General features: G+C 70.5%; 16 protein-coding genes. 10 read left to right on the forward strand and 6 right to left on the reverse strand.

The features are described 5' to 3' along the window. Window positions 1-44 precede the first annotated feature (44 nt). From AB0J74_RS04370 to AB0J74_RS04395, 6 genes are all read left to right on the forward strand, one after another. Complete coding sequence (locus AB0J74_RS04370) at window positions 45-1,472, forward strand: TldD/PmbA family protein (RefSeq protein WP_363444529.1); 1,428 nt, start codon at window positions 45-47, stop codon at window positions 1,470-1,472. Beyond that, window positions 1,472-2,854, forward strand: coding sequence for a metallopeptidase TldD-related protein (locus AB0J74_RS04375; protein ID WP_363444532.1), 1,383 nt, complete (start codon window positions 1,472-1,474; stop codon window positions 2,852-2,854). Before AB0J74_RS04370 ends, AB0J74_RS04375 begins: the two co-directional genes overlap by 1 nt. Window positions 2,855-2,864: 10 nt before the next feature. After that, a complete protein-coding gene (locus tag AB0J74_RS04380; protein WP_363444535.1) occupies window positions 2,865-3,518 on the forward strand; it encodes a hypothetical protein in 654 nt (217 codons plus the stop codon). Between the two features lie 118 nt (window positions 3,519-3,636). Then, window positions 3,637-4,440: a hypothetical protein gene (locus tag AB0J74_RS04385; protein WP_363444538.1), complete on the forward strand. Its 804-nt coding sequence runs from the start codon at window positions 3,637-3,639 to the stop codon at window positions 4,438-4,440. Window positions 4,441-4,450: 10 nt separating this feature from the next. After that, window positions 4,451-6,364: a fumarate reductase/succinate dehydrogenase flavoprotein subunit gene (locus AB0J74_RS04390; protein WP_363444541.1), complete on the forward strand. Its 1,914-nt coding sequence runs from the start codon at window positions 4,451-4,453 to the stop codon at window positions 6,362-6,364. Then, window positions 6,364-7,410 (forward strand): succinate dehydrogenase/fumarate reductase iron-sulfur subunit, encoded by a 1,047-nt coding sequence (locus AB0J74_RS04395; RefSeq protein ID WP_363444544.1) that lies wholly within the window; start codon window positions 6,364-6,366, stop codon window positions 7,408-7,410. The genes AB0J74_RS04390 and AB0J74_RS04395 overlap by 1 nt, the downstream gene beginning before the upstream one ends. Before the next feature lie 47 nt (window positions 7,411-7,457). Here the strand turns inward: AB0J74_RS04395 and AB0J74_RS04400 are convergent, their stop codons facing one another. After that, a complete protein-coding gene (locus AB0J74_RS04400; protein ID WP_363444547.1) occupies window positions 7,458-7,895 on the reverse strand; it encodes a (deoxy)nucleoside triphosphate pyrophosphohydrolase in 438 nt (145 codons plus the stop codon). 180 nt (window positions 7,896-8,075) lie between these two features. Here AB0J74_RS04400 and AB0J74_RS04405 point away from each other — a divergent pair, with 180 nt between their 5' ends. Beyond that, window positions 8,076-8,387, forward strand: a complete 312-nt coding sequence (locus AB0J74_RS04405) for a pterin dehydratase (RefSeq protein ID WP_363445435.1) — start codon at window positions 8,076-8,078, stop codon at window positions 8,385-8,387. A gap of 18 nt (window positions 8,388-8,405) precedes the next feature. Here AB0J74_RS04405 and AB0J74_RS04410 read toward each other — a convergent pair whose 3' ends face one another. From AB0J74_RS04410 to AB0J74_RS04430, 5 genes are read right to left on the reverse strand one after another with little or no spacing between them, the layout of a single operon-like run. Continuing rightward, window positions 8,406-9,164 carry an SDR family oxidoreductase gene (locus AB0J74_RS04410; RefSeq protein ID WP_363444551.1) on the reverse strand — a complete coding sequence of 253 codons (759 nt, stop codon included), beginning with the start codon at window positions 9,162-9,164 and terminating at the stop codon, window positions 8,406-8,408. A gap of 22 nt (window positions 9,165-9,186) precedes the next feature. Then, complete coding sequence (locus tag AB0J74_RS04415; RefSeq protein ID WP_363444554.1) at window positions 9,187-11,025, reverse strand: ABC transporter ATP-binding protein; 1,839 nt, start codon at window positions 11,023-11,025, stop codon at window positions 9,187-9,189. Next, on the reverse strand, window positions 11,022-12,782 hold the full coding sequence (locus AB0J74_RS04420; RefSeq protein WP_363444557.1) for an ABC transporter ATP-binding protein: 1,761 nt from the start codon (window positions 12,780-12,782) through the stop codon (window positions 11,022-11,024). Before AB0J74_RS04420 ends, AB0J74_RS04415 begins: the two co-directional genes overlap by 4 nt. Before the next feature lie 27 nt (window positions 12,783-12,809). Next, window positions 12,810-13,286 (reverse strand): methylated-DNA--[protein]-cysteine S-methyltransferase, encoded by a 477-nt coding sequence (locus AB0J74_RS04425; protein ID WP_363445437.1) that lies wholly within the window; start codon window positions 13,284-13,286, stop codon window positions 12,810-12,812. 11 nt (window positions 13,287-13,297) lie between these two features. Further along, on the reverse strand, window positions 13,298-14,719 hold the full coding sequence (locus tag AB0J74_RS04430) for an AlkA N-terminal domain-containing protein (RefSeq protein ID WP_363444559.1): 1,422 nt from the start codon (window positions 14,717-14,719) through the stop codon (window positions 13,298-13,300). A gap of 110 nt (window positions 14,720-14,829) precedes the next feature. Between AB0J74_RS04430 and AB0J74_RS04435 the strand changes: the two genes are divergently transcribed. Genes AB0J74_RS04435 through AB0J74_RS04445 form a run of 3 tightly spaced genes read left to right on the forward strand, consistent with a single transcriptional unit; the run spans window position 14,830 to window position 17,337 of the window. Continuing rightward, window positions 14,830-15,918, forward strand: a complete 1,089-nt coding sequence (locus tag AB0J74_RS04435; RefSeq protein ID WP_363444562.1) for an MBL fold metallo-hydrolase — start codon at window positions 14,830-14,832, stop codon at window positions 15,916-15,918. A 31-nt stretch (window positions 15,919-15,949) separates the two neighbouring features. Continuing rightward, on the forward strand, window positions 15,950-17,035 hold the full coding sequence (gene ychF, locus AB0J74_RS04440) for a redox-regulated ATPase YchF (protein ID WP_363444565.1): 1,086 nt from the start codon (window positions 15,950-15,952) through the stop codon (window positions 17,033-17,035). Window positions 17,036-17,076: 41 nt separating this feature from the next. Then, window positions 17,077-17,337: a YciI family protein gene (locus AB0J74_RS04445; RefSeq protein ID WP_363444568.1), complete on the forward strand. Its 261-nt coding sequence runs from the start codon at window positions 17,077-17,079 to the stop codon at window positions 17,335-17,337. The last annotated feature ends 147 nt before the right edge of the window (window positions 17,338-17,484 follow it).

Genomic DNA, 17,484 nt, shown 5'->3' on the forward strand with positions numbered 1-17,484 from the left:
GAAGCGGCATGACGTCTGAGGACCTAGGCCCTAGGCTGCTGCGGGTGACCCATTTCGACGCGGCCGCCGCCGCGGTCCAGGCCGCTCTCGACGCCGGGGCGCGCTACGCGGACGCGCGGGTGATGCACCGGCGCAGCGAGTCCATGTCCGCCCGCAACGGCGAGATCGAAGACCTCAGCCAAGACGAAGACGCCGGCGTCGGCGTGCGTGCGCTGGTCGGCTCCGGCTGGGGCTTCTACGCCGTTCCCGACATGTCCGACGCCGCCGCGCGCGCCGCCGGCACCCGGGCCGCGAAGATCGCGGCCGCCAGCGCCAGCGTCCCCGGCCCGGCCACCGGGCTGATCCCGCTGCCCGCGGCCTCGGGCTCGTGGTCGTCGCTGTGCGAGGTCGATCCGCTGCGTGTGCCGCTCTCCGAGAAGGCCGACCTGATGGTCGGGTTGACCACCACGATGCGCGAGCACGGCGCCGACCTGGCCGAGAGCTTCTACCGCGTCTGGGACACGGCCAAGTGGTTCGTCTCCAGCGAGGGACACCGCATCGACCAGCGGGTCCGCGAGTGCGGCGGCGGCATCGCGGCGACCTCGATCGGCGAGGGCGAGTCACAGCGCCGCTCCTACGGCGACCAGTTCGGCACCCGCGGCTGGGAGTTGGTCACCGGGCTCGACCTGCCCGGCAACGCGGCCCGGGTGGCCGTCGAGTCGCGCGAGTTGCTGACCGCCGCGCCCTGCCCGGCCGGCGAGACCACGCTGATCCTCGGCAGTGGACAGATGGCGTTGCAGATCCACGAGTCGGTCGGGCACGCGATCGAGCTCGACCGGATCCTCGGCTGGGAGGCCGCTTACGCCGGCACCTCCTGGCTCGACCTGGCCCAGCTCGGCTCGATGCGCTACGGCTCGTCGCTGATGAACATCGCGATTGACCCGACCATCCCCGGCGCGCTGGGCAGCTTCGGCTTCGACGACGAGGGCACCCCGGCCGCCGCCCGCTACGCGGTGCACGAGGGCATCTGGGTCGGCGTGCTGGCCGGGCGCGACTCGGCCTCGGTCGCCGGCCTCGACTACGCCGGCAGCGTGCGCTCCGACGGCTGGGCCCGACTGCCGATGGTGCGGATGACCAATGTCGGTCTGCAGCCCGGCCCGCACACGCTCGAAGAGATCATCGCCGCCACCGACGACGGAATCTTCATGGACACCAACCGGTCCTGGTCGATCGACGACCGGCGGCTCAACTTCCAGTTCGGCTGCGAGATCGGCTGGGAGATCAAAAACGGCAAGATCGGCCGGATGCTCCGCAACCCGACCTACACCGGGATCGGCCCGACCTTCTGGCAGTCGATGGACATGCTCTCGTCGGAGGTCACCGACTGGGGCATTCCCAACTGCGGGAAGGGGCAACCCGGCCAGACCGGACACACCGGCCATCCCGCGGCACCGGCCCGGTTCACCGGCGTACGAGTAGGGGTGACGGGCTGATGTCGGCAGAACTCGATCTCGCGGGCCGGGTCGTCGACCTGGTCCGCCGGCTGGCCGGCAGCGCCGCGGAGGCCGAGGCGCTGGTCGACCACACCGCGCTGGCGCTGACCCGGTTCGCCAACTCCGGGATACACCAGAACGTCGCCGACGCGACGACCGCCGTAAGGCTGCGGATCCACCTCGACGGCCGCACGGTCGGCGGCTCGACCACGGTGGTCGACGAGGCCGGCCTGACCGCGTTGGTCGAGCGCACCATCGCCGCCGTCGCCCTGACACCGGTCGACCCGGCCTGGCCCGGGCTCGCGCCGGCCGCGCCGCTGGTCACCGAGGGCGCCTGGGACGAGGCGACCGCGATGGCCTCCCCCGACGAGCGGGCCGCCCGGGTCCGCGCGTTCGTCGACGCGGCCGAGGGGCTGGAGACGGCCGGCTACTGCCGCACCGTCTACTGGTCCGGGGCGTTCGCCAACAGCGCCGGCCAGGCCGTGTCGGGCCGCGCGGCCGAGGCTGCGATGGACGGCATCGCGCGGGTGCCCGGCGCCGACGGCGTCGCCCGTCTCGGCTCGCGCCGGCTGGCCGATCTCGACGGCGCGGTGCTCGGCGGCCGCGCGGCACTCAAGGCGCGCGCGGGCGCCGACCCGATCGAGTTGCCGCCGGGCCGCTACGAGGTGGTGCTCGAGCCGACCGCGGTCGCCGACCTGCTCGCGAACTTCGCGCTCTACGGGTTCAACGGCAAGCTGCTCAACGAGCGGCAGTCGTTCGCCGAGATCGGCGCGGCGCAGTTCGACCCGGCCGTGACGATCGTCGACGACGTGACCTCGACCGCCGGCGTCGGCATGCCGTTCGACGGCGAGGGCACGCCCAAGCGCCCGGTCACCTTCGTCGGTGACGGCATCACCCTCGGGGTGGCCTACGACAGGCGGGCGGCGGCCGAGGCGGGCGTCGCCTCCACCGGGCACGGCTGGCCGGGTGGCAGCGCGTTCGGGCCGGTGCCGGCCAACCTGCGGCTGCTGCCCGACGACGCCGCGCCGACGGCCGCGGTCGCCGGGCCGGCGGCCGACGGGCACACCGCGGCGCTCGTGTCCACGATGGAACGTGGGCTGCTGGTCAGCGACTTCTGGTATACCCGGGTGCTCGACCCGAAGACGCTGGTGGTCACCGGATTGACCCGCAATGGCGTCTGGCTGGTGGAAGACGGGGAAATCACCCGACCCGTGCGCAACTTCCGGTTCACCCAGTCCTACCCGCTGGCGCTCGGGCCGGGCGCCGTGCTCGGTGTCGGCGGCAACGCGATCACGCCGGCCGACAGCTGGGACATCTTCGGCTTCACCGGCCCGTCCCTGCGGCTGGCCTCGTGGAACTTCACGGGTGGCGCGTCGGGATAGATTCGTCTCCATGACGACCCCGCCTCCCCCGCCCTACCCGAGGTCGCCCGACGAGACCGAGCCGGACAAAGTAGACGAAGTGTCCGAGGCACCCGAGGCTTCGCGTGAGGACGACGTCCTCCCGCCGGCCGACGCGGCGGACAAAAAGGACGGCAACCGGCGGCAGCGGTGGCTCGTCATCGGCGCCGCGGTGGTCGCCGCCGTCGTCGTGCTCGGCGCCTGCACCGGCATCGGGATCGGTGCGGTGCGGGTGGTCGACGCCGTGAACGACGGCGGGCACCGCATGCTCCGGGTCGACGACGCCTGCCAGGCGCTGGAAGTGCGACTCAACCGGGTCGCACCGCCGGGCGCGGCCACCGGCCCGCGCGAGCGTGCCCGCGCTATCCGCGACGAGAACGCCGCGGTGAAGCCGTTCCTCGACGAACTCACGGCCGGCCGGCGCGATCGCGAGCGCGACGACGACCGCATGCTGGCCGAGTGGACTCAGCTCGTCGACGCGCGCACCGCCTACGCGGACGGCCTCGACCGGCAGGTGAGCACCGGCGCTCCGGCGTTCTTCGTCGCACCGCGAAACGAGCGCGGCGGTGCCGTCGTCGAGCGGCTGGAGCGTCGACACGACGACTGTGCGGCGTCCGTACGCCGGCTTGCCGCGCCCGATCTCTGATCTTCATCCACGGGATTGATCACACCCGCTGGACCTCTTCGAGCCGCTCGTTTTCCTCGGCGTAACGTGTGCACCGTCACGCGCCGGCCAGCGGCCAAAGAACCTTGCGGGAGACTTCATGACGACAACGGCGACGAGGCCGGTCGGGGCGCAGGCGCGCGCCTCGATAACGGCTCGGACGTTGCGAACGGATCGATGGTGGTTCGCGCCCCTCATCACCGTGATCGGGCTCGGAGCCTGGGTCATCTATGCGACCGTCCGGGTCTACATGCACAAGGATTTCTTCGTCCAGGACTACCACTACCTGACGCCGTTCTATTCGCCGTGCATCACGGACAGGTGCGGCGACGCGGCGGAGTTCGGCACTTTCCTGCCGAGCTGGTGGATCATCCCGGAGGCGGCCCTCACGCTGCCGTTCCTGCTGCTCTTCCGGCTGACGTGCTACTACTACCGCAAGGCCTACTACCGCTCGTTCTGGCTCTCGCCGCCGGCCTGCGCGGTGCCCGACGGGCACCAGACCTACTCCGGCGAGACGCGCTTCCCGCTGATTTTCCAGAACGCCCACCGCTACGCGTTCTACGCCGCCGGCATCATCTCGGTCATCAACACCTGGGACGCCGTCAAGGCATTCCACAGCCCTGAGGGATTCGGCTTCGGGCTCGGCAACCTCATTCTTATTTTGAATGTGGTCATGCTTTGGGCCTATACGCTGTCCTGCCACTCGTGTCGACACATCGTCGGTGGCCGGCTCAAGCACTTCTCCCGCCACCCGGTGCGTTACCGCTTCTGGACCATCGTGTCCAAGCTGAACACCCGGCACATGCAACTGGCGTGGATCACCTTGGCCACGCTCGCCATCACCGACTTCTACATCATGGCGGTCTCGGCGGGCTGGTTCGGCGATCCCCGGTTCATCAACTGAGGCGACTGACATGACTGAGCGAATCGAACGACACCACTACGACGTCGTCGTGATCGGCGCCGGCGGCGCCGGCCTGCGCGCGGCGATCGAGGCACGGCTCGCCGGCAAGCGGGTCGCCATCATCTCCAAGTCGCTGTTCGGCAAGGCCCACACGGTCATGGCCGAGGGCGGCGCCGCGGCGGCGATGGGCAACGTCAACTCGCGCGACAACTGGCAGGTCCACTTCCGCGACACGATGCGTGGCGGCAAGTTCCTCAACAACTTCCGGATGGCCGAGCTGCACGCCAAGGAGGCGCCGGAGCGGATCTGGGAGCTGGAGACCTACGGCGCGCTGTTCGACCGCACGCCCGACGGCAAGATCTCGCAGCGCAACTTCGGTGGCCACGAATACCCGCGGCTCGCGCACGTCGGCGACCGCACCGGCCTCGAGCTGATCCGCACGCTGCAGCAGAAGATCGTCTCCCTGCAGCAGGAAGACAAGCGCGAGTTCGGCGACTACGACGCCCGCATCCGGGTGTTCGCCGAGACCACCATCACCGAGTTGCTGCTCGACGGCGACCGGGTGGCCGGCGCGTTCGGCTACTACCGCGAGTCGGGCGAGTTCCTGCTGCTCCAGGCGCCCGCGGTGGTGCTGGCGACCGGCGGCGTCGGCCGCTCCTACAAGGTCACCTCCAACTCGTGGGAATACACCGGCGACGGCCACGCGCTCGCCCTACGGGCCGGCGCGACGCTGATCAACATGGAGTTCCTGCAGTTCCACCCGACCGGCATGGTCTGGCCGCCGTCGGTCAAGGGCATCCTGGTCACCGAGTCGGTCCGGGGTGACGGCGGCGTCCTCAAGAACTCCGAGGGCAAGCGGTTCATGTTCGAGTACGTCCCCGACGTCTTCCGCAAGCAGTACGCGGAGACCGAGGAGGAAGCCGACCGCTGGTACACCGACCCGGACAACAACCGGCGCCCGCCGGAGCTGCTGCCCCGCGACGAGGTCGCTCGCGCGATCAACAACGAGGTCAAGGAGGGTCGCGGCACCCCCGCCGGCGGCATCTACCTCGACATCGCGTCGCGCCGCTCGGCCGAATACATCCAGAAGCGCCTCCCGTCGATGTATCACCAGTTCAAGGAGCTGGCCGACGTCGACATCACCAAGGAGCCGATGGAGATCGGGCCGACCTGCCACTACGTGATGGGCGGTGTCGAGGTCGAGCCCGACTCGGGCGCGGCCATGGGTCACGTGCAGGGCCTGTTCGCGGCCGGCGAGGTCTCCGGCGGCATGCACGGCTCCAACCGGCTCGGCGGCAACTCGCTCTCCGACCTGCTGGTCTTTGGCAAGCGCGCGGGCGAGTACGCGGCCCGCTACGTCGACGGCATCGACAAGCGCCCGGCGGTGCCCGCGGCCGACGTCGAGGCCGCCGTCGACCTGGCGCTCGCGCCGCTGCAGCGGGACACGGGCGAAAACCCGTACAAGCTGCAGCAGGATCTTCAGGCCGTGATGGGCGACCTGGTGGGCATCATCCGCCGCAAGGGTGAGCTCGAAGACGCCCTGGTCCGCCTGGCCGAACTGCGCGAGCGGGTGGCGAAGGTGAGCGCGGCCGGCGGTCGCCGCTACAACCCGGGCTGGCACCTCGCCCTCGACCTGCGCAACATGCTGGTGGTCTCCGAGTGCACCGCGAAGGCGGCGCTCGAGCGGGAGGAGTCGCGCGGCGGCCACACCCGCGAAGACTTCCCGGCGATGTCCGCCAAGTGGCGGACGGTCAACCTGGTCTGCTCGCTCGACGGCGACAAGGTGCGGCTCGAACACAAGCCGCTGCCGACGATGCGGCCCGAGCTGATCCACCTCTTCGACCGCGCTGAGCTGTCGAAGTACCTGACCGAGGAGGAGCTCACAGACTTCGACGGGTCTGTTAGCGAAGGAGCGGGCAAGTAATGGGACAGAAGCGCCAATTCAAGGTCTGGCGGGGTGACGAGACCGGCGGCGACCTGACCGACTACGAGGTCGAGGTCAACGAGGGTGAGGTCGTGCTCGACATCATCCACCGGCTGCAGGCCACCGACGCCCCCGACCTGGCCTGCCGGTGGAACTGCAAGGCCGGCAAGTGCGGCTCGTGCTCCATGGAGATCAACGGCATGCCGCGGCTCGGCTGCATGACCCGGATGTCGACGTTCGAGGAGAACGAGACCGTCACGGTCACCCCGCTGCGCACCTTCCCGGTGATCCGCGACCTGGTCACCGACGTCTCCTTCAACTACGAGAAGGCCCGGGAGACCCCGGCGTTCGCGCCGCCCGCCGACGTGGCCCCGGGCGACTACCGGATGCAGCAGGTCGACGTCGAGCGCTCGCAGGAGTTCCGCAAGTGCATCGAGTGCTTCCTGTGCCAGAACACCTGCCACGTGGTACGCGATCACGACGAGAACAAGAAGGCGTTCTCGGGTCCGCGTTACTTCATCCGCGCCGCCGAGCTGGATATGCATCCATTGGACGCGCGGGAAGACCGGAAGACGTACGCTCAGCAGCATCAGGGTCTCGGATACTGCAACATCACCAAGTGCTGCACCGAGGTGTGCCCTGAGCACATCAAGATCACCGACAACGCGATCATTCCGATGAAGGAGCGCGTGGTGGACCGTAAGTACGATCCGCTGGTGTGGCTGGGCAGCAAGATCTTCCGCCGGCACTCCGACGACGACGGCCTTGTCGACCAGGGCCGGCCGGGGGCCAGCGCCGGTCCCGCGATGAGCGTGGCCGATCTGCCCGAGGCACACCAACGCACCGAGGAGCAGGAAGTGGAACGAGGCATCAACTGGCACCGCCGGCCCGCACCGGCACAGCTTCCGGCCGTGGGCGCCAACGGCCGCCTGGGTGTCAGCGAGGCGGCGTTCGACCGCTCGGGTGCGGCGTCGCCGTTCGGTGACGACGTGGAGTTCCCGATGCCACCGCGCGACCTCAACTACGCGCACCCCGACCAGGACTGACCTTCCCTTTCGCGAAAACGGGGCCCTTCGGGGCCCCGTTTTCGCGTTCAGTCGAGAAGGGTGCCGGCGCGGAGTGCGGCCACGATCGGGGCGTCGGCCGGCAGCCAGCGCACGTCGTCGAGCTCGTCGCGGCCCAGCCAGCGCAGCTCGGCATGCTCCAGCGCTTCGGGGCTGCCGTCAACCAGTCGTGCGGTGAAAATCTTCAATACGGTACGGCGGTGCCCCAGCGGGATATCGTCGCCGATGCGATCACCGACCGCGATGCGCACACCCAGTTCTTCCTGGCATTCCCGCACGAGTGCCGCCGTCTCGGACTCGCCCGGCTCCACCTTGCCGCCGGGGAACTCCCACATTCCGGCCAACTCCGGAGGATGCGCCCGGGCGCAGGCCAGAACTTTACGCTCAGCAACGATAGCGGCACCGACGATGACGCGGAGGGTCGCACTCCCCCGCCCGGCGGGCTCATTCGGACGTTCGTTGTGCACGACCAACCAGGGTGCCAGACGAAATGCCGTTTCGGGTGTCGGAGCCGTCCCCTAGGTCACCACAAGGGGGAAATGTGGGCGTGGACATGGGGGCCGGTCAGCGAAAGACTTAGGGCACCGAACCATGACGAGATGGCGACGATTTGGCCACAAGCCGGCAACGACGCCTGGGAGGTGTGGATGCGAGCCCTGTGGAGCGGGCGGGCCCGAGGCGACTACCTATCCGACGCGCTCGCGTTACTCGCCGGCTGGACCCGCGAAGACAAGCAGCTCAAACGAGTGTTCCTGGTCGACAACACGCAGCACAGCGATCTCACCGAACGGGTGAAGGTCTGCGCCGACGCGCTACACCTCCGGGCTGAGATTCGTCGCCTGGATGGTTACACACAGGTCAAGGTCGCCGCCGCCGACGGTGTCGCGATAACGGAGCGCGAGGTCAGTCTCGCAGCCCGCATCGAAGACGCCTACCGGCTCGTCCTCAACGACCAGTGATCTTCTTCTGACCTTCCGTCACGTCCGCAAATAGGACGCGCCGTTGATGTCAATCACCCCGCCGGTCATCGACTCGGTTCCCGGGGTCGCCAGAAACACCACCAGCCGCCCCACCTCGTCGGCGGTCGCGATCCGCCCGATCGCCGTCTCGTTCCTGATCTCCTGACCCCGCGGCCCGTTGAGGTAGGGCGCCGCCATGTCGGTGTCGACGTAGCCCGGCGCGATCGCGGTGACGAAGATGTTGTGCGGCCCGAGCGCCTTGGCGAGCGACTGGCTGAGGCTGTTGAGCCCGGCCTTGCTCGCGCCGTAGGCCGGATGCGTGGCCTCGCCGCGGAACGCGCCGCGCGAGGTGATGTTGATGATGCGCCCTCCGCCGGCGGCGACCATGTGCGGCACGACCGCGTGCACCAGGTTGGCCGGCCCGACCAGGTTGGTGTCCAGCGTCCGGCGCCAGATCTCCTGCCACTGGTCGTAGGAGGTCTCCAGCACTGGATGGTTCTCGTACACCCCGGCGTTGTTCACCAGCACCCCGATGCTGCCGTGGCGAGCGACGGTCAGGTCGACCAGATCCTTGACCTGGGCGGGGTCTTTGAGGTCGGCCTGCCGCATCTCGTGCGCGCCGGCTCCAAGGCTGTCGAGCGTCTCCTGCGCGGCGGCCTTGTTGCTCACGTAATGCACGACCACCGTCGCGCCCTCGGCCGCGAACAGCTGGGCGGTGGCCCGCCCGATCCCCCGCGAGCCACCCGTCACCAGCGCGACCACACCATCCAAGCTCATGGCCACAGCATGCCAGCCGCGCTCAGAGCAGCGAGTCCTGCCACTGCGTATGGAGGGTGGCGTAGCGGCCGCCGCCGGCGATCAGGCGGGACGGTGGACCGTCTTCGACCACGCGGCCGTCGTCGACGACCAGGACCCGGTCCGCGATCTCCACCGTCGAGAGGCGGTGGGCGATCACCAGAGCGGTCCGCTCGCGCAGGATGGTGCGCAGGGCGCGTTGCACCAGGCGTTCCGTGGGCACGTCGAGCGACGACGTGGCCTCGTCGAGGATCAGCACACCGGGATCCGCCAGGAAGGCCCTCGCGAACGCCACCAACTGGCGCTGGCCGGCCGACAGGCGGCCGCCGCGGCGGTGTACGTCGGTGTCGTAGCCCTCCGGCAACGCCGCGATGAAGTCGTGGGCGCCGATTGCCCTGGCCGCTGCCACCAGGGCCTCGTCGGTGGCGTCGGTGCGGCCGAACCGCAGGTTGTCGGCGACCGTGCCGGCGAACAGGTGGTTTTCCTGGGTGACCATGACCACCGCGCGGCGCAGGTCCGGGTCGCACACCTCGCGTAGGTCCACGCCGTCGAGCCGGACCGTTCCCGCGACCGGGTCGTAGAAGCGGGCCACCAGCTTGGCCACCGTCGACTTGCCGGCGCCGGTCGCGCCCACCAGTGCGACGATCTGACCGGCCGGAATGTCGATCGTGAAGTCGGCCAGCACCGGCGGGCCGTCGCGATAGCCGAAGGTGACGTCCTCGAAAGCGATCGCCCGTCCGCCGGCCGCGGGTGGCAACGCCACCGGATGCGCCGGTTCGGGCACCGCCGGGCGCTCGTCGAGCACCCCGGACAGCTTCTCCAGCGCCGCCGTCGCCGACTGCAGGGCGTTGTAGAACTGGCTCAGCTCCTGCATCGGCTCGAAGAAGCGGCGCAGATACAGCAGGAAGGCCGCCAGGACACCGATCGCGGTCCTGCCGTGCAGCACCTGCCAGCCGCCGAACGTCAGGACCCCCGCGATGGCCAGGTTTCCGATCAGTTTGATACTCGGCGAATACACCGCGATGAGGCGGAACGCGCGCAGCGAGGCCAACCGGTAGTCGTCGTTGAGCGCGTCGAAGATCTGCTGGTTGCGGGGCTCGCGGCGGAAGGCCTGCACCGCCCGGATGCCACCCAGTGACTCGACGAAGTGGACGATCACCAGAGCGACCGCCTCGCGGGTACGCCGGTAGGCGATCGCCGACGCGAGTGCGAACCAGTGTGACAGCCACAGCAGGAACGGGAAGGTCAACAAGGTGAGCACGGCGAGCGGGAGGTCGAGGTAGAGCAGCACGCCCGCGACCGAGACGACCGACAGGCCGGCCAGCACCAGATCGTCGATGCCGCCGTCGACCAACTCGCTGATCGAGTCCATGTCACTGGTCAGCCGGGCCACCATCCGGCCCGAGGTGTAGCGCTCGTGGAAGCCGATCGAGAGCCGCTGGAAGTGGTCGTAGACGCGTTGCCGCAGGTCGCGCAACACGTCCTGGCCGATCCGGGCCGACAGGCGCAGGAACCCCCTCTTTCCGACATATTCCAGCACCGCGGCGGCGACGAACGCCAGGCCGACCTCGATCAGGACCGTCGGGTCGCCGGCCCGGAGCGGCGGGATGCCCTTGTCGATCGCGAGCATGACCAGGAACGGGCCGGCCATGCCGGCGACGCTCTGCAGGAGCAGCAGCGCGACCGTGGCCGCCAGCGGGCGCCGGTGCGGCCGCACCAGCGACGCCAGCAACGCCCTGCTGCGCAACCGCAGGCGGGCGACCGCGGCCGGGTCCGTGCCTTCGGCGGCCGTCCGGTCGGCGTCGAGTTCCGCCGCCCGGCCGCGCCAGGAGTGCACCGTCATGCGGCGTCCGCTGCCGCCGCCTCGGAGAGCACGGCCCGGTAGGCCGGCACCGTCGCCAGCAACTCCGAGTGCGTGCCGGTCGCCGCGATGACGCCGCCGGAGAGCAGTGCAACCCGGTCGGCCAGTGCGATCGTCGACGGGCGATGCACCACGAGCAGCGCCGTGGTGTCGGCCAGGACGCCGGCGAGCGCCTTCTCGACCAGCGCCTCGGTGTGCACGTCGAGCGCCGACAGCGGGTCGTCGAGCACCAGCACCCGCGGCCGGCTGAGGATGGCGCGGGCCAGCGCCAACCGTTGCCGCTGGCCCCCGGACAGCGACAGGCCCTGCTCGCCCACCCGGGTATCCAGGCCCCACGGCAGGTCTTCGACGAAGTCGGCCTGGGCCAGCGCGAGCGCCTCGTAGATCTCGTCGTCGGTCGCGTCGGTGCGGCCCAGCGCCAGGTTCTCCCGCACCGACATGGAGAACAGCGTCGGCTCCTCGAACGCGACCCCGACCACCTCGCGCAGCGAGTCGAGGCGCAGGTCGCGGATGTCGCGGCCGTCGAGGGTGATCCGGCCGGCGGTCACGTCGTAGAGCCGCGGCACCAGCGAGACCAGCGTGGTCTTGCCACACCCGGTGGTGCCGACGACCGCGAGCGTCTCGCCCGGCCGCACGGTCAGCGTGATTCCTCGCAGCACCGGCACAGAACTGCCCGGGTAGCTGAACCGGACGTCGTCGAAGCGAACCTCGCCGGCCACCCGCCCGGCCGGCCGGGCGTCGCGACGATCCATGATGGACGGTGGCGCGTCGAGCACCTCGTAGATCCGGTCGGAGGCGGTCATCGCCTCCTGCGCGTTGCCGATGATCCAGCCCAGCGACTCGATCGGCCAGATCAGCATGAGTTGCAGCGTGACGAACGCGACCAGCTCGCCGATCGTGAGCCGGCCGCCCGCCACCTCGATCGCGCCGGCCACCAGCACGGCGGCCAGGGTCAGGTTGGGGATCAGGTCGAACTGGGCCGAGGTGCCGGCGAGCTGTCGGCCCTTCGTGACGGCGGTGTTCCGCAACCGGTCGGCACCGGCCCCGAACTGGCCGCTCATGAACGCCTGCCGGCCGAACGACTTCACCGTGCGCAGGCCGCGCGCGGTCTCCTCGACCTGGGTCGCGAGGTCGCCCTGCTCGTCCTGCATCCGGCGCGAGGTGCGCAGGTAGGTGCGGGTGAACCGGCGGCTGACCACCGCCAGCGGGACAGCGCTGCCGGCCACCAACAGGCCCAGCGGCCAATGCAGGTGAATGAGAAGCGCGACGACCACCGCGTAGGTGGCCAGGTTGACGACCAGGAAGAGCAGGCCGAAGGAGAGGAACCGGCGGATCACCGAGAGATCGGCGGTGACCCGGGCCAGCAGTTGGCCGCTCTGCCAGCGGTCGTGGAACGCGACCGGCAGTTGCTGCAGATGCGCGTAGATCTCCTGGCGGATCGTCGCTTCCATGCCGAGCGACTGGCTCGACTGCGACCAGCGCCGAATGAAGATCAGCACCGCCTCGGCGATGCCGAACAGCAGCGCGAGGGCGCCCAGCGCGAACAGGCCGCGCGGGTCGTCGTGTGCGATCGGCCCGTCGACCACCCGGCGGATGACCAGCGGGACGGCGATGCCGACCGCGGTGCCGGCGAGGGCGGCGGCGACCAGGCCGGCGAACTGGAGACGGTAGGGGCGGAGGTAGCGGCGCAGCCGCCACAGGTTGCGTACCCCTGACTGATGGTCACGTTTGGTACGCACCCCGTGACGGTAATCGCTACGACGGGCTCACCGCATCTCGTGCCCGAGAAGCCACTTTTTCACGTCGAGGCCGTAGCGGTAGCCGCCGAGCGTGCCGTCGGTGCGCAACACCCGGTGGCAGGGCACGAACGGGGCGACCGCGTTGCGGGCACAGGCCTGCGCGGCCGCGCGCACCGCCGACGGGCGACCGGCGAGCGTCGCGTACTCGGTGTAGGTGACCGGTGCGCCGGGCTTGACCTCGCGGAGCACGTTCCAGGCGTGGCCGAGGAACGTGCCGCCGGCGCGCTGCTCGACCGGCACCGCGTCGAGCGCGGTCAGATCACCGTCCAGATAGGACATGACCGCGCCGGTGACCGGCCCGAGGTCGGCGCGCGGCCGCGCTCGACCGCGAAGCGACGGGTGTACGAGGGCCAGCAACTCGTCGACGTCGGCCGTGAAGCCGGCGGCGCGCACGACGCCCTCGTCGGTCGCGACGATCGTCAGCGGGCCGGCCGGGGTGGCCATGGTGGCGGTGTTCACGCGTTCCTCCAGAGACGGATCAGGGCGTAGGAGCGCCAGGGCCGCCAGGCCGCCGCGTGCTCCTCGAGTGCTTTGGGGTCGTCGGGCAGGCCGAGGGCCTTGGCACCCCGGCGGACGGCCAGGTCGGTGGGCAGGAAGACATCGGGATCACCGGCGGCGCGCATCGCCACGTAGCCGGCCGTCCAGGCGCCGATGCCGGGCAGCCCGACCAGGCTCTGGACCAGATCCTCGCGGTCGGCGCCGAGGTCGAGCTCGACGGTGCCGTCGGCGACGGCCCGGGCCAGGCCGCGGATCGTCTCCCGGCGGGCGGCCGGCATCGGGAACGCCTCGTCGGGCAGGCCGGCGACGGCCGCGGCGTCGGGGAAACCGACGGCGCCGGCGGACTTCGCGATCCGGCCGAGGATGGTGCGCGTCGCCGGCACGGAGATCTGCTGGCCGACGACGGCCCGGACGGCGGTCTCGAAACTGTCGACGGCACGCGGTACGCGTACCCCCGGCTCCTTGTCGACGGTCTTGGCCAGGGCGGGGTCGGCGCCGAGCAGCGCGTCGACCGCCTCCGGGTCGGCGTCGAGGTCCAGCAGGCGGCGGCAGCGGGCGACGGCGGGCGCCAGGTCGCGCACGTCCTTGAGCCGCAGCGTGGCGGCCACGTGGGCCGCGGCGCCGACACCCGGAATCGGGGTCAACTCGACCTCGGCCGGGCCGTGCGGCAAGGTCAGCGACCGCTTGTAGGTGCCGTCGACGACCTCCTCGATGCCCGGGATGGCGCGGTCGGCCAGGAACTCGAGCAGTGCGGGCGCGTGCAGCGGTGGCCGGTAGGCCAGGCGCAGGTTGACCACGCCGGCTTCCGGCGTCTTGCGGTGCTTCGCCTCGCGCAGGCTCGACGGCGGGCCGCCGTACACCTCCTTGATCGTGTCGTTGAACTGCCGCACGCTGCCGAAACCCGCCGCGAACGCGATCTCGGCGAGCCCAAGGTCGGTCGTCTCGACCAGGATCCGGGCGGTCTGGGCGCGTTGGGCCCGGGCCAGCGCCAGCGGGCCGGCGCCGACCTCGGCGACGAGCATCCGGTGCAGGTGGCGCTCGGTGTAGCCGACCCGGGCGGCGAGCCCCGGCACCCCCTCGCGGTCGACGACGCCGTCGCCGATCAACCGCATCGCCCGCCCGACCGTGTCGGCGCGCAGGTCCCACTCCGGGGAGCCCGGTGCGGCGTCGGGCCGGCAGCGGCGGCAGGCCCGGAACCCGGCCCGTTGCGCTGCGGCGGCCGAGGGGTAGAAGCGGACGTTTGCCCGTTTGGGCGTGATGGCCGGGCAGGACGGCTTGCAGTAGATCCCGGTCGAGGTCACGGCCGTGTAGAACCAGCCGTCGAACCGCTGGTCACGGCTGTCGACGGCCCGGTAGCACCGCTCGAACTCCAGTTCCATGCCAACGATCCTGCCTCGCCCCGGCGCCCCTGGCTCGCGGGAATCAGACATCGCCGTCGGCTGAGTAGACGCTCAGGTTTTTGTCGGTGCGTTGTTGCACACTTGTGGTCATGGCGAAGAAGTCGACATGGGCACTGGGCATCCTGGGCACGGCCGCCGCGGCGCTGGCCTGGGCCGCGCGCGACGTGCCGCTCCAGATGGGCGCCCGCCCCGACGAGCGCCGGGTCGGCCCGTCGCCGCAGTGGCGCGACGGCAAGTTCCACAACCGCGTCCCGGCCCGCACGATCGCGGCGCCTGGCGGTGCCATGCTCCGCGCCTTCCTGGCCGACCGCGAGCGGCGCAAGCCCCGCCTGCCGATCCCGCTGGCACGCTCCGCGGGCGCCACCTCGGAAGGCCTGCACATCACCTGGTACGGGCACTCCTCCGCGCTAGTGGAGATCGACGGCGACCGGGTGCTGTTCGACCCGGTCTGGAGTGACCGCTGCTCCCCGTCGCACCTGGTCGGTCCCCGCCGCCTGCACGAGCCACCGGTCTCCTTGGACGAACTCCCCCCGCTCGACGCGATCGTGATCTCGCACGACCACTACGACCATCTCGACCTGCCGACGATCCGGTCCTTGGCGCTCGGCTCGACGGCGCCGTTCGTGGTGCCGCTCGGGGTCGGCGCCCACTTCGCCCGCTGGGGCGTGCCGGCCGAGCGGGTGATCGAGCTCGACTGGGACGAGTCGATCACCGTGGCCGGCCTGACGCTGACCGCGACCGAGGCCCGCCACTTCTCCGGGCGCGGCCTGACCCGCGACGAGACCCTGTGGGCGTCCTGGGTGGTGGCCGGGCACGGCCGCAAGGTCTTCTACACGGGCGACTCGGGCTATTTCGATGGCTACGCCGAGATCGGCGAGGCGCACGGGCCGTTCGACGTAACCTTGATGCAGATCGGGGCCTACGGCGAGGGCTGGCCCGACATCCACATGACGCCCGAAGACGCGGTGCGGGCGCATCGCGGTGTCCGGGGTGGGCTGATGATCCCGCTGCACTGGGGCACGTTCGTGCTGGCTTTCCACGACTGGGCCGAGCCGGCCGACCGCCTCTGGTCAGAGGCCAAGGCCGAGGGCGTCACGCTCGCGATCCCGCGCCCCGGCGAGCGGGTCGACGTCGACTCCCCGCCGGCCATCGACGGCTGGTGGCAGGCGATCGCCTGATCTCCGCCGGGCCTGCGTAAGCTGGTCTGTTGTGAGTCTGACCATCGGGATCGTCGGCCTGCCCAACGTCGGCAAGAGCACGCTGTTCAATGCGCTGACCAAAAATGACGTGCTGGCGGCGAACTACCCCTTCGCGACCATCGAGCCGAATGTCGGCGTCGTCGGCCTGCCCGACGCCCGGCTGCCGAAGCTGGCCGCCCTCTACGACTCGCAGAAGGTCGTTCCGGCCCCGGTCTCCTTCGTCGACATCGCCGGCCTGGTCCGGGGTGCCTCGAAGGGCCAGGGCCGCGGCAACGCGTTCCTGGCCAACATCCGCGACGCGTCGGCGATCTGCCAGGTGGTGCGGGCGTTCTCGGACCCCAACGTGGTGCACGTCGACGGCAAGGTCTCACCGGCCGACGACATCGAGACCATCAACACCGAGCTGATCCTGGCCGATCTGCAGACGATCGAGAAGGCGCTGCCGCGGCTGGAGAAGGAGGCCAAGCTCCGCAAGGACCGCGCCGCCATCGCGGCCGCCGCACGCGCGGCCGGCGAGCTGCTCGACACCGGCGTCACCCTCTACGCGGGCGCGGCGTCCGCCGGGATCGACGTGGCCGAGCTGCGTGAGCTGCACCTGCTGACCACGAAGCCGTTCCTCTACGTCTTCAACGTCGACGAGGAAGAGCTCAACAACGCCGCGTTCCTCGACGAGCTGCGCGCCCTGGTCGCACCGGCCGAGGCGGTCTTCATGGACGCCAAGGTCGAGTCGGAGCTGATCGACCTGCCGGAGGCGGAGGCGCGCGAGCTGCTGGAGTCGATCGGCCAGCCCGAGCCGGGCCTCAACCAGCTGATCCGGGTCGGCTTCCGCACGCTGGGCCTGCAGACCTACCTGACGGCGGGCCCGAAGGAGGCCCGCGGCTGGACGATCCCGATCGGCGCCACAGCGCCCGAGGCGGCCGGCGTCATCCACTCCGACTTCCAGCGCGGCTTCATCAAGGCCGAGATCGTCTCCTACGACGACCTGATGGCCGCGGGCACGATGGCGGCGGCCAAGGCGGCCGGCAAGGTCCGCATCGAAGGCAAGGACTACATCATGCAAGACGGCGACGTGGTCGAGTTCCGCTTCAACGTCTGACGCACCCCCTCCTGACGCTCGCTGGTCGCTACGATGCGTTGATGTTCTTGCTCGAACTGTCCTTCGACGGCAATCCGGAGCGGCTCAAGCACCGGCCGGCACACCGGGAGGTGCTCGCCGGGCTCAAGGAGCGGGGCGTGGTCGCGATGGCCGGGCCCTATGCCGACGAGTCGGGGGCGTTGCTCATCTTCGACGTCGCGACCGAGGCCGAGTTTGACGAGTTGATCGCGGCCGACCCCTACTATCGCGCCCCCGGTGTCACGATCGCCGCGAAGCGGCAGTGGAACCCTGTCGTTCGCTGACGCGACGCGCACGCCGGTCGCGTGCGGGGTATTGCCCAAACCTGGCGATTCCGGGGTGATCAGCTCCCTAATCGCTCATAGTGGGAGAGAGCACAGCGCGAGCGAGCGCCGCATCCAGCCTGGAGGTAGCCATGACGCTTGCCGCGA

The sequence above is a fragment of the Asanoa sp. NPDC049573 genome (assembly GCF_040676615.1).
Classification (GTDB): Bacteria; Actinomycetota; Actinomycetes; order Mycobacteriales; family Micromonosporaceae; genus Asanoa.

What these genes read in the sequence shown, in the direction of transcription:
- AB0J74_RS04430 (WP_363444559.1), bottom strand. Translation starts at nt 14,719, where the DNA reads ATGGAACTGGAGTTCGAGCGGTGCTACCGGGCCGTCGACAGCCGTGAC.
- AB0J74_RS04445 (WP_363444568.1), top strand. Translation starts at nt 17,077, where the DNA reads ATGTTCTTGCTCGAACTGTCCTTCGACGGCAATCCGGAGCGGCTCAAG.
- AB0J74_RS04380 (WP_363444535.1), top strand. Translation starts at nt 2,865, where the DNA reads ATGACGACCCCGCCTCCCCCGCCCTACCCGAGGTCGCCCGACGAGACC.
- AB0J74_RS04390 (WP_363444541.1), top strand. Translation starts at nt 4,451, where the DNA reads ATGACTGAGCGAATCGAACGACACCACTACGACGTCGTCGTGATCGGC.
- AB0J74_RS04395 (WP_363444544.1), top strand. Translation starts at nt 6,364, where the DNA reads ATGGGACAGAAGCGCCAATTCAAGGTCTGGCGGGGTGACGAGACCGGC.
- AB0J74_RS04410 (WP_363444551.1), bottom strand. Translation starts at nt 9,164, where the DNA reads ATGAGCTTGGATGGTGTGGTCGCGCTGGTGACGGGTGGCTCGCGGGGG.
- AB0J74_RS04405 (WP_363445435.1), top strand. Translation starts at nt 8,076, where the DNA reads ATGCGAGCCCTGTGGAGCGGGCGGGCCCGAGGCGACTACCTATCCGAC.
- AB0J74_RS04435 (WP_363444562.1), top strand. Translation starts at nt 14,830, where the DNA reads ATGGCGAAGAAGTCGACATGGGCACTGGGCATCCTGGGCACGGCCGCC.
- AB0J74_RS04415 (WP_363444554.1), bottom strand. Translation starts at nt 11,025, where the DNA reads ATGACGGTGCACTCCTGGCGCGGCCGGGCGGCGGAACTCGACGCCGAC.
- AB0J74_RS04425 (WP_363445437.1), bottom strand. Translation starts at nt 13,286, where the DNA reads ATGGCCACCCCGGCCGGCCCGCTGACGATCGTCGCGACCGACGAGGGC.
- AB0J74_RS04385 (WP_363444538.1), top strand. Translation starts at nt 3,637, where the DNA reads ATGACGACAACGGCGACGAGGCCGGTCGGGGCGCAGGCGCGCGCCTCG.
- AB0J74_RS04375 (WP_363444532.1), top strand. Translation starts at nt 1,472, where the DNA reads ATGTCGGCAGAACTCGATCTCGCGGGCCGGGTCGTCGACCTGGTCCGC.